We start from the raw sequence: 16,008 nt of genomic DNA on the forward strand, positions 1-16,008 counted from the left end.
AAACCCCACAATTCCACCCCGGCAAACCCAATTAATAACTAGGCTGGCCACATGGGAAATATTCCATACGCATATTACTTATGTAGTACTTACATGAGCTTTGCGAGACATTCGCCGCTGCCCCAAAAGAGTGGGGATAGATAAATATGATTTATGCATATTTACAATAGCCCAATTCTACCGTCTAATTCGCAGCTGTCATACGAATCATTACCTGAGGACGATCATGAGGACTAAACAAGTTTCAATTTGGCGGATGACCCTACTGACAGTTGCAATTGCCAGCGCTACATCCGCATTTGCAGCCGGACGTATTGATCTGGGCCAAAGCATGCTGGCCTCAGATGCAGTCGGCCAGGGCGTTGACCTACGTCCCAGCACGAAGGTAACCACCGCCGACGGCAGCGAAAAAACCAAATACAACCAATACCATCAAGGTATTCGTGTTTGGGGTGAAGCTGCACCGGTTGCCGGTCGCTCGCGCGACGCCGCGGGCATGCTTTCGGATGCACCCAGCTTTTCAAGCGGTACCTTAGTAAGTGGTATTAGTGCTGACCTCCCCAATATCAAACCTCGCCTAAGCGAAACCGATGCGCTCAACATCGCCAAGCGGGTAGCTAAATTAGGCGGCCAAAGCCAAGACAGTACCTCTCTGCAAAGCCAAGACGCAGGGGCTGACAAGCTACAAAATCAAGAAGTCGAACTAGTAATTCGTATGACCGAACAGAATATTGCTCAATTGGTCTATCTGACTTCTTTTTACAAACCTGGTCCGAATGCCACCCGGCCACACTTCATTATTGACGCGCAAAGCGGCCGCATTATCAAGCAGTGGGAGGGTCTTACTCATCGCGATATGACAGGCCCTGGTGGTAATGAAAAGATTGGTCAGTACGAATACGGCCGTAATTATCCCGCTTTCGAGGTAAGCCAAGATTGCCGTTTTGACAGCGCCAATGTCCTCACTGTTGATATGCGCAATCAATGGAATGGTAGCGATGTAGCCTATACCATGCCCGGCTGCTCAAGCAGCGGCAGCGCACGCAATTCCAGTCGCGCAGTCAACGGCGCTTTTTCACCGCTGAATGATGCACAAGCTTTCGGTAACACCGTATTCAAGATGTACAACGATTGGCTGAGTAAACGGCCTATCCAACAAAAACTGACACTGCGCGTTCATACCGGTCAGAACTGGAACAACGCTACCTGGGATGGTCGTGCAATGAACTTCGGTGATGGTGACCGACGCCTGTTCCCCTTGGTTTCGCTAGGTGTGATTGCCCATGAAGTCAGCCATGGCTTTACCCAACAAAATGCTGGTTTGGTTTACGAAGGCCAATCGGGTGGTATGAACGAAGCCTTCTCTGACATGGCCTCTGCCGCTGCTGAAGTATATGCACGCGGTAAGACCAACTTCATGATCGGCGATGACATCACACGTGGGGATAGCAATACAGCGATGCGCTACATGCTTGATCCTGAACGCGATGGCATGTCAATCGGCCATGCCAGCAAATATCGAAGCGGCATGGATGTCCACCTCTCCAGCGGTGTTTATAACAAGGCTTTTGCTTTGCTTGCCAACAAGCCGGGCTGGGATGTGAGGAAGGCGTTCACCACCTTTGCAACAGCCAATATGTTGTATTGGAAACCGCAATCAGACTTCAATGAAGGTGCCTGTGGTGTGATACGTGCAGCAGATGACCGCAGCATGCCACGCGCAGATGTGATCGATGTATTCAACCAAGTTGGCGTACGTTGCGCCAATGTACCGCCTGCACCAGGTGGTGGTGGTACTGGCGGCGGCGGTACCGGTGGCGGTAATACCGACAGCGCCTTGCCAAATGGTGTTGCGAAACTGAACCTGACCGGTCAAACCAATGGCATGTTGCGTTACACCATCGATGTACCTGCCGGCGCCCAGTTCCTAAGCGTTCGTACTGGCGGTGGCAGTGGAGATGCCGATCTATATGTGAAATATGGTAACGCCCCACAACCCACCACCTCTGATGCTGGCACGGTCTATTCGGGCAAAGAAGCCAACAGTGAAGTCGTACTGATCAAACAACCCCAAGCAGGCCGTTACTACGTACTGGTACATGCCTATACGGCAGTCCAGGGCTTGTCACTGCTCGCGGTTACGCGCTGATCACTTATCGTTAAATATTGAGAACACATCATGAAACTTAAATTTTCTGCTCTCACACTGTTGGTGGTAACTGCCTTAAGCGCTATGGCCGAAACCAATACAGTGGGCAATCCGGAACTGAATATCTCCCGTAAGCCTCAAGTGGCCACATGCAAGGTCCAAGGTACTGATGAGACAATTACCTACACCGTCGTGAATGGGAAAGCTATTGTTGCCGATATGGTCCTGGGACTTCATAAGGACATTCAGCGTAATGGCTGCAAACCACTTGGCGAAGTTGATGAGTGGAGCAAGCCAAGCCTCATTCAATCCAGTCAGATTGCGGCTGACAACCACTACGCCAGCGCAAGCCGTTGGCCCAATAACACGGTTTATTACACCTACGACGCCAAATTATCTCAGGTTGCGCGCAATGCTATTCAAGCTGGTATGAAGCTGATTTCGGACAAGACAGCCATACGCTTTGTGCCGCGGACTAACCAAACTAATTTTGTGCGTTTCTACGCTGATGACGGTTGTTTCTCAGATGTAGGCATGAAGCCGAATGGCCAGGACATTTCGATTGGTTCAGGCTGTGAGTATCCAGGTATCGCTGCACATGAAATGCTGCATGCTCTGGGTTGGATGCACGAGCAGATGCGACCGGATCGTGATTCGTATGTTGATGTCCATGATGAAAATGTCCAAGAATGGGCCTTGGGGAACTTCACAAAGCTGCGCCCCAGTGCGGCTGACCCCGTCGGGGACTATGATTTCGATTCAATCATGCACTACCCAAGTAGAGCCTTCACCAAGAATGGCCAGGATACGATCGTCCCTAAGAGAGAAAAAAACATTGATCCAAAGCGGATGGGGCAACGAGTTGATCTAAGCCCTGGCGATGTGGCTTCAGTGAAAAAATTCTACCCAGGCGATACAGGTCAAGTGGCATTGAAAGCCACGTTGAACGCCCAACAGTTGACGATCGATGAAAATGGTAACGGTCGCCTGGTCTTAGATTTAGCTGGCTCCGACCTAAATGGCCTGCGTTTTGAGGCTCGCTCAGATAACGAACGCGTCATCGCCTCCACTGGCGTTAGCGTCCAAGCTGGTCAAGGCACTAATCAACGTGCAGTTCAAATCAAACCGGTCAAAGATGCCTATGGTACGGCGAATGTTTCACTACGCGTGATTGCTACCAACGGCAAAGAAGCAACAGCCTCCTTCAAGCTGACGGTATTGGAAGTTAAAAACGGTGGCGGCACTGGCACTGGCACTGGCACTGGCACTGGCACTGGCACTGGCACTGGCACTGGCACTGGCACTGGCACTGGCACTGGCACTGGCACTGGCACTGGCACTGGCACTGGCACTGGCACTGCAACCAAGTATGACCGCAGTGGCAAATACAAGCATGGCGACGTTGTCGAAGTAAATGGCATACGCTATACACTGACACTGTTGGTGAACAACCAACCAGGCGGTACCTACTGGATATGGGGCGCGTACTGTGATCCAACCAGCTGCGTTAAGGATAAGCCCTTTACCTACGGTGGCTGGCTACACACTTACTGGGCAGCAGATAGTGGCAGCAAACCGGTGCCACCAGTTCCGCCTACAACAGGCCAGAAGTGCGCCACGGTGCTTGATGTTACCCGCGACTATCAGATAATACAGGCGGGTAGCAATAAGTCTTTGACCCCTGCAGGCGACGCCGTGGCCTCACCGGTGATACTGTGGCAAGACGGAGGTGCCACCCGTTGGCGCCTGCAACGCAATGCCGATGGCTATTATCAAATTGCCAGCAAGCAAACCGGTTTGGTCCTCGATCTAGCAAACTCGGTCAAAACTGTCGGCGGTGAAACCATCATGTGGCAAGCCACCGGCGGTGAAAACCAGCAGTGGTGCCCACAACCGGCTTATGGAGGCCACCAAATAGCTGCTCGGCATAGTGGCCTGGGCATTGGTACCAATACAACTGGCAACATTGATGGCAGCGCGGTCATACAAGAAACGTTGCAACAAGCTGAAGTTTGGGTAATCAAACAAGCACCAGCAGCGGATCCTAATCAGGCGCCTCAAAAGAAATTGCCAAACTAAACTCCAATAGCCGCGTTTAGGCGCAACTACCGACCCGCTCGTCAGGAAATGACTTTGCGGGTCGGGGTTTCACATAGCGAGCCCGCCATGATCTATTACCGCCTGTTGCCGCTGTCTTTGTCCAGCCTCTTGCTTGGTTGCCAGGGAATGGCACAGAGTCCAATACAAGCGCCTTCGCAATCTAATTCCTCCTCACCAACAGCCATGCCAGCTTCGGCTCAGCTCACACTGGAGGCGACACCCCAAGTTCGTTGTCCCGCAGGGCAAGCCTGCGATAACAACCCAGACTACCGCGCTTTGATATGGCAGTCGGGCGGTGCAGAAGTCTTTCTCTCGTTTTCCGGTAACTTATCAGCAAACGATCGCGAACCAGCCAAGCTCAATCAACACTTCAAATATGCAGATATCTACATGCCCCAGTCTGATGGCCGGGTATTGGCGATTCATGCTGCTCCTGATGCCAAAGCCGAAGCCCAGCTACATTTCCTACCTTCACCTGCCGGCCGACTACACGCTCAACTGCTGGTAAAGCGGCACCGTTTACAGTCCGACGGCAATTCGAACGATGCAACCTGCCGTACCGACGATATGCAGGGCGTCTGCCGACGCGAAACCACGATCAATACACCGCTAACGCTAGACCTGAACTTGGCTTGGCCCGTTCAATAGAGACGTAATTATTTCTAAGCTGCTGATTTACGGCCTATAAATTACATCAAGCTATGCTGAGGTATTATACGGATGGCATACTCCCGCCCCCCTTGCTATCAACGAGCCTATCATGTCCTCTTTGCGCTTACGCCAAACCGGTTTTACCTTATTGGAACTGCTGATTGCACTGGTCATCATTGGCCTGTTAGTAGGGGTAGTCGGCCCTAATCTATTCAAAAATCTTGGTAAGTCCGAGATAACGACAGCGCAACAACAAATCGACGCCTTGTCGAAGGCGCTTGAGCAATACAGGCTTGATACAGGGCATTTCCCTCGTACGGAACAAGGCTTGGTCGCACTAGCACAGCAACCCGCTGACGAGCCACGTTGGCGTGGACCCTATCTGAAAAAAGCAGTCCCACCCGATCCTTGGGGACAACCTTATCTGTACCGTAGCCCAGGCAGTGGTGGTCGTGATTTCGACTTATCGTCCAATGGTCCCACTGGTAAACCTGGCGGTAGCGGTGAAAACGCAGCTATTACCAACTAAGCCAATATGTCCCAATCGTTTCGCGTTAACGCTATTGACCCTGAGCGCCGACTAGTCAGCCTGAGTATCAGTGCTGAGTCTCCGGAGCAAGCCCGTGCCCAGGTGCAGGCCCGAGGATTGAAAGTCGTCGGCGTGACTGCTGTTGGCGCAAGCATGTCCATGCAGCGTAAACCGAAATTCGACCTGCTCTTGTTTACACAGGAGTTGGTGGCGTTACTCGAAGCGGGGCTGTCACTAACAGAATGCATTGAAACGCTGGCAGAGAAGGAGTTACGCCCAGGAATCAGAATAGTGCTTGACGAGTTGATGTTGGCGCTGCGCCAGGGCAAGCCGTTATCAGAAGCGATGACAGCGAGGCCGGCCATCTTTCCAGAACTACTGGTTGCCAATGTTCGCGCCAGTGAAACCACAGGTGATATGGATCGTGCCTTGGGTCGTTTTATCGCCTACCAGCAACAAATCGACGCACTAAAGAAGCGTTTGATTGGTGCGGCAATTTATCCCGCCATGTTGCTGATGGTTGGGGGGGGCGTGTGTCTGTTTCTATTAGGCTATCTGGTACCCAAGTTCAGCCGTATCTATGAAGGTATGCACACCGAGCTGCCGTTGATGTCACGCCTGCTGCTGGCTTTTGGCGGCGCGATTGAACAACATCGACTGGCAGCCATATTGTTACTACTGGTCAGTCTGGTCGCTATAGGGTGGCTCAGTTCCATGCCTGCCGTGCGTGCCGCCATGATGGCGCGTGCCTGGCGTAGCCCGTGGTTGGGTGAGCGCTTACGCTTGTTTCAACTTGCCCGCTTTTATCGGGCTGCCGGCATGTTGCAATGTAGTGGCATCCCGGTGGTGACGGCTTATGAACGTGTCGCAGGGCTTTTGCACCCTGTGCTGCGAGGCCCGCTCTTACAGGTAGTTGGTGCTTTGCGGCAAGGGCAACCATTAGCCGAAACAATGCACCGGGCCGGGCTGACAACCCCCGTTGCGTTGCGCCTGCTGCGCGTTGGAGAAAAGAGCGGGAAACTCGGGGAGATGATGGAGAGAATCGCCAGCTTCCATGATGATGAACTGAGCCGATTTGTTGATGCCGCCACCAAACTAATCGAACCACTGTTGATGCTATTGATGGGTGGTTTTATCGGCCTGATCGTAGTATTGATGTATCTGCCCATCTTTGACCTAGCGGGAGGCCTGAAATGAACGCACGCGTCCATTCATCGGAGTCGCACCCCCGGCTAAGCCAAACCACGCTTGCCCGGGCGCGCGAAACTTCCGAAACCGATGGCATTCCCTTGCTTGAAGCATTGGCGACTGAGTCAAGGACTACTCGCGAAGCGATGCTGTCCGCCCTGTCTTCAACACTACGGATACCTTTGGTCCCCTCTGCCAAGCTAGCGGACCTGAATGCAGACTTCAGCCGTATACCGTTTGCAGAATGCCAAGCCCGGTTATGCTTGCCCATCAAACATAAGGATCGCATGGTTGCTATCGTGGCTGATCCACTGCAACCTGGTCTGCTGCATTGGCTTGAACATAAGTTGGATGGCGCTTATCAACTCGCACTCTGTGACGACCGTGAGCTGACAGCCCGGTTCAGTGAGCTTGAGGAGGGCCGCCGCGCCATAGATGGGTTGGTGCCTCAGGCGCAAGGCAGTCGGCGTGGTGAACCTGTAGAAATCATCACACTGGCTAAAATTGCCGAGGAGAACAGCCAGGCTGTCAAACTGGTCAACTCCACGTTATATGACGCACTGAAGAGTGGCGCCAGTGATATCCATATCGAAAGCGACAACGAAGGCCTTGTTATCAAATACCGTATCGACGGTATTCTCGGCCCTGGTAACCGGGTAAACGGTGTAGAGCTGGCCGAACAGACGATTTCCCGCCTCAAGGTGATGAGTGAACTCGATATCGCCGAACGACGGGTACCACAAGATGGTCGCTTCAAAGCACTGATATTGGATCGGGAAGTCGACTTCCGCGTCTCTATCATGCCCAGCATACATGGTGAAGATGCTGTCTTACGGGTGTTAGACAAGCAAGCCATCACCAGCCAAATGGCGGGCCTGAGCCTGGAAAGTTTGGGGCTGGACCCGGCAACCCGGGCGATAGTCAGAGAGTTGGCAGCAGAACCCTATGGCATGTTGCTGGTAACAGGGCCGACTGGCTCGGGCAAGACCACGACGCTTTACGCCGCCCTCAGCGAAATCAATGATGGCACCGACAAAATCATAACGATTGAAGACCCGGTCGAATACCAGTTGCAGGGTATTCTGCAGATACCGGTCAACGAGAAAAAAGGGCTGACTTTCTCGCGTGGTTTACGTTCGGTACTACGCCACGACCCGGACAAGATCATGGTGGGCGAAATCCGTGACCCCGATACGGCTCAGATTGCCGTACAGGCTGCTCTGACGGGCCACTTGGTGTTATCCACCGTCCATGCCAACTCGGTATTCGATGTCATCAGCCGCTTCTTGCACATGGAAGTTGACCCTTACAGTCTCGTATCCGCCTTAAATGGCGTGCTAGGGCAGCGACTGGTTCGGCGTAATTGCCCGCATTGCACAGCACCCAGCCAACCCAGTGCCGAACTATTGGCAGCGTCCCATATCCGGCCAGACATGCTGAAACACTTTAACTTCCAAGCAGGCACCGGCTGTGCGCGTTGTCGCAATAGTGGCTATCTGGGGCGCATTGCCATTGCAGAAGTGCTACGGTTGAACGACCAACTACGTGAACTGATTTTACGGCGTGCACCGATGAGCGAACTCAAGCAAGCAGCACGTCAATATGGCACCCGCCCATTACGCGAAGTAGCCTTGGCTGCTGTTGCGCGGGGTGAAACCACTCTACAGGAAATCAACCGTGTTTCCTTTGTCCGCTGAACGAGTCGTGCTGGCCATCATGGCCGATAGTTTGCAATTAGTAAGGTTGTCCGGCCATAGTGTATTGGCCAGTCGTCGGCTCAACATTCGTTTGAGCGAAGGTGCATTGCAACTCGAAGAAGTTGGTAGCTGGCTTCAAGTGGATGGTGCAGGTGCGCGTAAGCTAGAGGTCGTCATCTCCAACACCTGGGTGCGCTACGCAGTACTGCACTGGCAGGCCAGCTTGGCAGATGACACTTTATGCCAGGACTACGCACGTACCCTGATGACCGAACAATACGGCGAAGCATCAAACGGCTGGTCATTAACCATCTCACCACTCATACCAAACCGAAACCGAATAGTCAGCGCTATCGATGCGCGCTTGCTTGCAGCCTTGACAGAACTGGCCAGTGCACATCGCTTGAAGCTCAGCAGCGTGCGGCCTCTGCTGGCAAGCGTATATAACCAACTAGAGAGCAAGCTACCCAATGAGGCATTGCTTGCGGTAGTGGAACCACAACGACTTTGTCTGCTGCAAGTAGGTGGGGGGGATTGGATAAATCTTTATAACCGCATGCTGAGCGAACCCTGGGAGCGCCGGTTGCCCGGCCTTGTAGCCCAGGCCAGCGCCAGCCTTAATGCGCTCGACACCCCCGTATTCATTGTCGCCCCAAGCCGCGAACGCCCAGACCTGGGCCGTCTATCCGCGACTTGGCTACGACTACCTGCACGAGCCGGCTTCCATCCACGCGACGATAAAGAGTGGGCATTCTGCCTCGGGTGCTGAAATGCGTAAGGTTGAACTAGATTTTGCCCGTAAACCCAGCGGACACCCCATTTTAGGTGGTGTGGTAGCGGCGTTGGGTTTGATCGCGATTCTGACAGCCAGCTGGCGACAAACCGATCTGGAAGCCAAACTTGCCCGCATTGATGGCCAGCGTTTGCGGCAAAACAATGCCCAGGTCGGGCCCGCCCGCGTCGACCCACAAGCTGAGACACGCGCCCGCGAGCTGTCCACACAATTCCGTCGGCCTTGGGAAGCCCTTTTTTCACAATTGGAAAAGACCGATGTAAAGGGTGTTCAGCTCTCACAGGTGCTACCCCAAGCCGTTGAGAGTACAGAGTCCGGGCAGCGCAGGGTGTTATTGGGTGGCGAAGCCGAAGACACCGCCCCGCTATATGAATACCTGCGCCGCCTGCGCGACCAGTCTGAATTACAACAAGTGCATCTTTTGCAGCAACGCTGGGACGAACAAGGCAACGTAGTCCGTTTTCAAATTGCAGCGCAATGGACTGATCCTCAAGTGCCGGCCGGGGGCGCCCAATGAACACCAACCTACCCGTATGGCTTCGTTGGTTTTGGCAGCAACTTGGCACCGCGGGCCGGCTGGGCTTCTGGTTATTACTCGGTGCAATCGCAGTGTGGCTTATTCAACTACGTCCACGTGATGCCAAGCTGCAGGAACTGACCAACGAGATGCAGGCGGCTCAACAAGCCCAGAGTACACAGCCGGTAAAGAAAGACGCACTCAGTATTTTCTATAGTCATTTCCCGGCATTCTCTACCCTCCCCGATCAACTGGCCGCTATCGATACCGCCGCCACCGCAGCAGATATGGTGGTACGCGAATCGGAATATCGCCTTCAATCAGTTACCGGTCTACCACTATTGCGATATCAGGTGAATCTACCTATTGATGGCGACTACCCATCGCTGCGTACGTTCTTGAAGGCGGTTTTGGACCGTTCCTCCAATGCGATACTTGATGAAGTACGCTTTGACCGAGACGAAGCCAGTGACGTTGTCACCGCACGTCTTCGCTTCAGCTTTTACTACCGTGATGACCGTTCCCCAGCTACGTCAGCCGGAGCCAAGCCATGAGTAAAGGTATCAAGCCAATCTGGTGGGCAGCTTTGCTTGGCATAGGAGGCCTAGCCTGGTGGTCGAACCAGCTTGGACAGTCTGATACCGCAATCGAGTTGAAACAGCCCACGGCAGAACAAAGTACACCAGCTAACACGTCAAATAGCACGCCGGCAACCAAGGTAGCCACGCCCAACCATACCGAACAAACAGAGTGGTTTGATTCGCTTATACGCGATACGGCAACAGAGCCCGCTAGCGATCCATTCCGTTCCGCCAAACCCGCCAGCAGCACGCCCCCTGCGCCACCACCACCGCCTCCCCCTACAATAGCACCGCCTACTATCACTCCACCCATTGAAGCAAATCTGCCTTTTCAATACCTGGGCAAAATGGAGCGAGATGGCAAGCTTGATATCTATCTCGACCTGAATGGAAACCCGCTGGTTGCCCACCTTGGCGATACCCTGCCCGACGGCTGGCGCCTTGAACGGCTTGATAACGCCGGCCTCAATTTCACCCACTTGGCCACGCAACGCACCCAAGTGTTGCCCCTTGGAGCCATTCCATGAAACATCTAACTTCCGGCTCACTGCTCATCATGCTGGCTTTGCTTAGCGGTTGCGCCACAGAGCAAGCCGCCCTGGGCCGTGCCAAACAACTGTTAAACGAGGGTCGCAACGAAGAAGGTATCGCCGAGCTTGATAGACTGACGCAAAAATACCCGGAGAACCACGCTATCCGCACAACATGGGCTCGTACCCATGAGCAGCAGGCAGATCGGCTAACCCGAGAAGCCGATGCATTACGACTAGGTCAAAAATTTGAGGAGGCGCAAACACGCTACCAAGCTGCATTGCGCGTACTTCCCAACTACCCACGTGCCCGTGATGGTTTAAATCGCTTAGCGAAGGAAGAACAACAGGCAGGTCGAGTCAAGGAAGCGGTGCAAGCCATTGCCGACAAAGATACCAATCGCGCTGGTGACATCCTAAAGCAGGTGCTGGCCGACAACCCACGCCAGCAGCAAGCCAAGAAGTTATGGTCCGAACTGGAAGCCAACCGCCTGCGTAGCGAAAATTCGCCCTCAAGTGCCAGCTCACCGCTAAATACGCCCGTCACGCTGGAGTTCCGCAATGCCCCACTCTCGTCCATCTTCGATGTATTGAGCCAAAGCACCGGCATCAACTTTGTATTCGACAAAGAGGCGCAGGCTTTAGTAGACGGCCGCACTACCATCATCGTCCGCGATACCCCACTCAACGATGCACTCAATGTATTGCTGGCCGGCAACCAACTGGCAAAGCGGTTGTTGAACGATCAGACTGTGATGATTTACCCCGCCAATGCCAATCGGCAAAAGGACATCGACCCTTTACATGTCAAAACCTTCTACCTGGGCAATATGGAAGCCAAATCAGCGCTCTCCTTGCTCAAGACCATCATCAAGACACGCGATATCTATATCGATGAAAAGCTGAATACCCTGGTGATGCGGGATACGCCGGAAGCCATTGCGGTAGCAGAAAAGCTATTGGCTTCACAGGACCTCATTGATCCCGAAGTCTTACTTGAAGTCGAGGTGCTAGAGATTGCTAAATTCAAGGAAAATAATCTTGGCCTTCAGGCAGCAGACTCCCTATCCGTATCAGTGCCCACCAACGCTGTGGGGGGAGTCGCCAGCAACCTTAACTTTAAACAGTTACGGGGCATCAATGGAGAAGACCTGCTAGTTAAAATCCCAGATCCTCTACTGACCCTTAATCTCAAGAACACCGACGGTGCTACCAATACACTTGCTAACCCACGCATCCGTGTCAAAAATCGCGAAAAAGCCAAGATTGTCATTGGGGATCGGGTGCCGGTCGTTACTACAACGTCCACTCCAAACTCTGGCTCAGTATCAGAGTCAGTTAATTATATGGATGTTGGCTTGACACTTGAGGTTGAACCCCAGGTCTATCCCAACGACGAAGTAGGTATCAAATTGAATCTGGAATCCAGCAATATCGCTAAAGAAGTTAAAACCAGCACAGGGGGAACGGTTTACCAAATTGGTAGCCGCAAAGCGACTACCGTGCTTCGACTCAAAGATGGTGAGACTCAGGTACTGGCAGGATTAATCAAGCGTGATGAAAGTGAAGCAGCGAATCGCATACCGGGTCTGGCCCAACTACCTATATTAGGCCGGCTATTTGCTTCGGAAACAGATAAAAATAACCGCTCTGAACTCGTTTTGCTGATCACGCCACATATCATCCGCAATCTGGAAGCGCCCGATGCCGACCAGACCCAGTTTGCAAGCGGCACCGAAAATAGCATAGGCGCTGACCCGCTTCATTTACCCAGCCGCAAATCCAAAATCACCGTACCAACCGGCTCTTCGACAGGTGCACCGACATCGAGTGGGCTACCACCACCTGCACCACCGCCCCCCCCTCCTCCACCGCCGGCTAACGTGCCCAGCAATGGTGGCACACGCCCATGAGGCACCCTGGGCTTTTTCATGCACTAGCTGTGCGGCCTTTATCAGAGACTATGTGCAACTCGAAATCCTTATGTACCCCGGTACATAAGGATTTCTGCGCTGCATGTTGTCCTGATAAGGGCCACGCGCAGCAAGCTGTGAACAAGTCCATTGCACCACCCCGCTCTAAAGGCTTTACCCTGATTGAGCTGTTGGTCACCTTAACGCTGCTGGCTATCATGGCTACCGCAGCCATGCCATTAACCCAACTGAACGCACGGCGCGCCAAAGAGCAGGAACTGAAACTGGCATTGCGCGAAATACGTACGGCCATCGACGACTACAAGCGGGCAACAGAAGACGGTCGGATCGATAAGCCTGCCAATGGCAGCGGTTACCCTCGAGATCTGCAAATGTTGGTGGACGGTATAGAAGACCGCAAATCAGCCGAAAAACGGCGTTTGTATTTTCTGCGCCGTATTCCGCGTGACCCATTTTTCCCGGATGAGACCGCAGCTGCCTCGGCTACATGGGGATATCGCAGCTACCAAAGCCCGCCCGACGCTCCACGTGAAGGAGAGGATGTTTACGATGTTTACCCACTTAGCCCCGAATCAGGCCTGAACGGCCGACCTTACCGCGAGTGGTGACCAACGTGACGGATAATCTTCGGCAGAAACAGGCTGGCTTTACGCTCATTGAACTGCTTGTGGCGATGGCTATTATCGCTACGCTGCTCACGCTGGTTACGCCACGTTACTACGGTAGTGTCGACCGTGCCCGTGAAACTGTACTACGCGATGACTTGGCCAGCATGCGGCGAGTTATCGACCAGTTCCAGGGGGACCGAGGACGCTATCCGCAGAGCCTGCAAGAACTCGTCGAACTCCGCTATCTTCGTGAAATTCCAATCGATCCGATTACCGAACGACGTGATAGCTGGCGAATAGTCGCGCCCGGTGCCGAATCCAAAGGTAATGTGGCCGATGTCAAAAGTGGTGCGCCCGGTAAAGCCGCCGACGGTACCAGCTATGCGGACTGGTAAAGCCTCACGGCATCAGGCTGGGTTGGCTTACTTCTGGCTAATGGGCATCTTGGTTGTCATGAGCGTGATGACGGGCCGAGCAGTCGAAATCAGCGCTACCCAAGCCGAACGCCAACGTGAAGCCGATCTTCTCTACGTCGGCAATGTCTATCGGCAAGCCATTCGACATTATGTGGAGATGCCTGGTGCCAATGGTCAATATCCCTCTCGATTAGAGGATTTGCTGATGGACCCACGCTTTCTCCAGCCAGTACGCCATCTGCGCCAAATATATCCAGACCCGGAAACCGGCCAACGCGATTGGGCTGTGGTAGGGGCACCAGGAGGAGGCATAATGGGTGTACATTCCATCTCAACCCGTAAACCTCACAAACTCGCCGATTTCAGCGAGGCAGATGCAAACTTCAACGAGAAGCAGACCCTGGCCGAGTGGGTATTCACCTACCAAGCAGGCACGACGAAGAAACCTTGATTCCTAACCCGTTTTATTGATTACCTCGGGTGTGTCGTGCACCTAGGCTTACTCTGTATCGCTCCCACCCCCTCGCGTGGTCCACTATGGTTACGTCCCCATCACCCATTCCACTGCCATAGCTAATACTGAACCAATGGGATGGACGCCCCCCTCCTAAATAGGCATCAATGTGCCAGAGTGGAAGCGCTGATCAACCACTCAACACAAAGGGGCGTCCACCATGAAGATTACGACAATTGGAATCGATCTGGCCAAGAGCGTGTTCCAGGTGCACTTTGTCGACGAACACGCTAAAGCCATCCTTCGAAAGCAGATAAGGCGCGATCAGCTTGTCGCTTTTATGGCCAACTTGCCCGCATGCTTGGTTGGCATGGAGGCTTGCGGTGGTGCGCATCGCTGGGCGCGCGTGCTGCAAAGTTTTGGGCATACCGTCAGGCTCATGCCGCCGCAATTCGTCAAACCGTACGTAAAGACCAACAAAAATGATGCGGCAGATGCCGAGGCCATCTGCGAAGCAGTTACGCGGCCGAATATGAGATTCGTGCCAATCAAAAGTGTTGAGCAGCAAGCCGTATTATCGTTGCATCGTGCTCGGCAGGACTTTGTCGCGGCCCGCACGGCGCAGGCGAACCAGATCCGGGGACTACTTGCTGAATTTGGGATGATTCTTCCAAAGGGAATCTGCACATTGCGAAATCAACTACATGGACTCATCGAAAATGCTGGCGATAAGCTGCCCAGTGTGTTCCAGAGCTTGTTGCGGCGCTTATACGTATATTTGGTTGAATTAGATCAGCAAGTGGGGGAACTTGAAGTTCAGATCAAGCAATGGCACCGCAGCTGCGAGGTAAGCCAGCGCCTAGGCTCTGTTGACGTTTTGACTTCGGTGCATTGAAGAAGAGCAGCAAACCCGCAGAATTACGGTTCCTTTACCAATCACCCTGCGGGTTTGCTATGCCCCGATTGATGCTCAGTGACGAGCTTTGGTCGAAGCTGGAGAAAATTCTGCTTCAGCAAACCATTTACCACAAGCCAGACCTGCGAATGACCGTTGAGGGAATGCTCTACCGGATGCGCGTGGGCTGCCCATGGCGAGATCTGCCCAGTGCTTTTGGCGGCTGGAACACCATCTACAAACGCTTCAATGCTTGGTCGCTTGCTGGCAAGTGGCTCAAAGCTTTCAAAGTCCTAGTAGAGGAACCCGACTTCGAATGGGTATTCATCGACGGCACTTATGTGAAGGCCCATCAGCACAGTGCCGGTGCTGTCAGCGATCAGGCTGAAGCCATCGGCAAAAGTCGGGCTGGCAATACAAGCAAGATTCATCTGGCTGTCGATGCACATGGTTTGCCGGTGGCTTTCGACATTGCCGGTGGTGAGGTCAACGACTGTACGCAGGCACCTGAACTGATCGCACAACTGCCGTCTGCTGAGGTCTTCGTGGCGATAAAGAAATAGCGCTCAACCGAATCTGTACCACCAAATCCAAAAGGCCCCGGAAGTCGGTAATGCCGTTCACTTTAGCCAGTGAACGGCATTTCTCTTGCCAGTCGTGAGTCCTGCTGTCATGTTGTCCACGAACGTTTCAAGTGGATATCTGGATGCTCGGCAAGGCTCACAAACACCCCGATTTCGGTGCCCTTTCTCAACACATTGACCCGCAATGGATCACCCACGCCTTGGCGGTGACTGGTAAAGCTAGCGTACGGCGGCGTAAGCTGCCCGCCGAACAGGTCGTCTGGCTGGTCATCGCACTGGCAATGTACCGGCATGAATCTATCCCCCAGGTGGTAGCGCATCTGGATCTGGCGCTGCCTGACGAGGTGATCCCCGACCTCGCCAAGAGCGCCTTAACCCAGGC

The 16,008-nt window shown here is 53.5% G+C and carries 15 protein-coding genes and 2 pseudogenes; all 17 read left to right on the forward strand.

Annotated features, from left to right (window positions below; translation table 11 throughout):
* Positions 1 to 226: 226 nt before the first annotated feature.
* Positions 227 to 2,149, forward strand: coding sequence for a M4 family metallopeptidase (locus CSQ89_RS00360; protein ID WP_099404211.1), 1,923 nt, complete (start codon positions 227 to 229; stop codon positions 2,147 to 2,149).
* Positions 2,150 to 2,179: 30 nt separating this feature from the next.
* Entirely contained in the window at positions 2,180 to 4,228 is a 2,049-nt protein-coding gene (locus CSQ89_RS00365) for a M12 family metallopeptidase (protein ID WP_099404212.1), read from the forward strand.
* 87 nt (positions 4,229 to 4,315) lie between these two features.
* Complete coding sequence (locus CSQ89_RS00370; protein WP_139022779.1) at positions 4,316 to 4,897, forward strand: hypothetical protein; 582 nt, start codon at positions 4,316 to 4,318, stop codon at positions 4,895 to 4,897.
* Between the two features lie 112 nt (positions 4,898 to 5,009).
* On the forward strand, positions 5,010 to 5,429 hold the full coding sequence (gene gspG / locus CSQ89_RS00375) for a type II secretion system major pseudopilin GspG (RefSeq protein WP_099404214.1): 420 nt from the start codon (positions 5,010 to 5,012) through the stop codon (positions 5,427 to 5,429).
* Between the two features lie 6 nt (positions 5,430 to 5,435).
* Positions 5,436 to 6,626, forward strand: a complete 1,191-nt coding sequence (locus CSQ89_RS00380; protein WP_099404215.1) for a type II secretion system F family protein — start codon at positions 5,436 to 5,438, stop codon at positions 6,624 to 6,626.
* Complete coding sequence (locus CSQ89_RS00385; RefSeq protein WP_099404216.1) at positions 6,623 to 8,314, forward strand: GspE/PulE family protein; 1,692 nt, start codon at positions 6,623 to 6,625, stop codon at positions 8,312 to 8,314. Before CSQ89_RS00380 ends, CSQ89_RS00385 begins: the two co-directional genes overlap by 4 nt.
* Positions 8,295 to 9,083 (forward strand): hypothetical protein, encoded by a 789-nt coding sequence (locus tag CSQ89_RS00390; RefSeq protein WP_099404217.1) that lies wholly within the window; start codon positions 8,295 to 8,297, stop codon positions 9,081 to 9,083. Before CSQ89_RS00385 ends, CSQ89_RS00390 begins: the two co-directional genes overlap by 20 nt.
* Position 9,084: 1 nt before the next feature.
* Complete coding sequence (locus tag CSQ89_RS00395) at positions 9,085 to 9,624, forward strand: hypothetical protein (protein WP_099404218.1); 540 nt, start codon at positions 9,085 to 9,087, stop codon at positions 9,622 to 9,624.
* Complete coding sequence (locus tag CSQ89_RS00400; protein WP_099404219.1) at positions 9,621 to 10,178, forward strand: hypothetical protein; 558 nt, start codon at positions 9,621 to 9,623, stop codon at positions 10,176 to 10,178. Before CSQ89_RS00395 ends, CSQ89_RS00400 begins: the two co-directional genes overlap by 4 nt.
* On the forward strand, positions 10,175 to 10,732 hold the full coding sequence (locus CSQ89_RS00405; protein ID WP_099404220.1) for a hypothetical protein: 558 nt from the start codon (positions 10,175 to 10,177) through the stop codon (positions 10,730 to 10,732). Before CSQ89_RS00400 ends, CSQ89_RS00405 begins: the two co-directional genes overlap by 4 nt.
* The gene (locus tag CSQ89_RS00410; protein WP_099404221.1) at positions 10,729 to 12,648 is read left to right on the forward strand and encodes a hypothetical protein; all 1,920 of its coding nucleotides are present in this window, start codon (positions 10,729 to 10,731) and stop codon (positions 12,646 to 12,648) included. Before CSQ89_RS00405 ends, CSQ89_RS00410 begins: the two co-directional genes overlap by 4 nt.
* 137 nt (positions 12,649 to 12,785) lie before the next feature.
* Entirely contained in the window at positions 12,786 to 13,277 is a 492-nt protein-coding gene (locus CSQ89_RS00415) for a type II secretion system protein (protein ID WP_233202918.1), read from the forward strand.
* A gap of 5 nt (positions 13,278 to 13,282) precedes the next feature.
* Positions 13,283 to 13,672 (forward strand): type II secretion system protein, encoded by a 390-nt coding sequence (locus CSQ89_RS00420; protein ID WP_199065089.1) that lies wholly within the window; start codon positions 13,283 to 13,285, stop codon positions 13,670 to 13,672.
* Entirely contained in the window at positions 13,614 to 14,144 is a 531-nt protein-coding gene (locus CSQ89_RS00425) for a type II secretion system protein (RefSeq protein WP_186293343.1), read from the forward strand. Before CSQ89_RS00420 ends, CSQ89_RS00425 begins: the two co-directional genes overlap by 59 nt.
* Before the next feature lie 223 nt (positions 14,145 to 14,367).
* A pseudogene (locus CSQ89_RS00430) lies at positions 14,368 to 15,018 on the forward strand (IS110 family transposase); the annotation flags it as partial.
* 83 nt (positions 15,019 to 15,101) lie between these two features.
* Positions 15,102 to 15,599, forward strand: a pseudogene (locus CSQ89_RS00435) (IS5 family transposase); the annotation flags it as partial.
* Between the two features lie 137 nt (positions 15,600 to 15,736).
* On the forward strand, positions 15,737 to 16,008 hold a 272-nt coding region (locus CSQ89_RS00440; protein WP_308418097.1), incomplete at its 3' end, for a transposase domain-containing protein.

It is taken from the genome of Chitinimonas sp. BJB300, assembly GCF_002735695.1.
Lineage (GTDB): Bacteria > Pseudomonadota > Gammaproteobacteria > Burkholderiales > Chitinimonadaceae > Chitinimonas.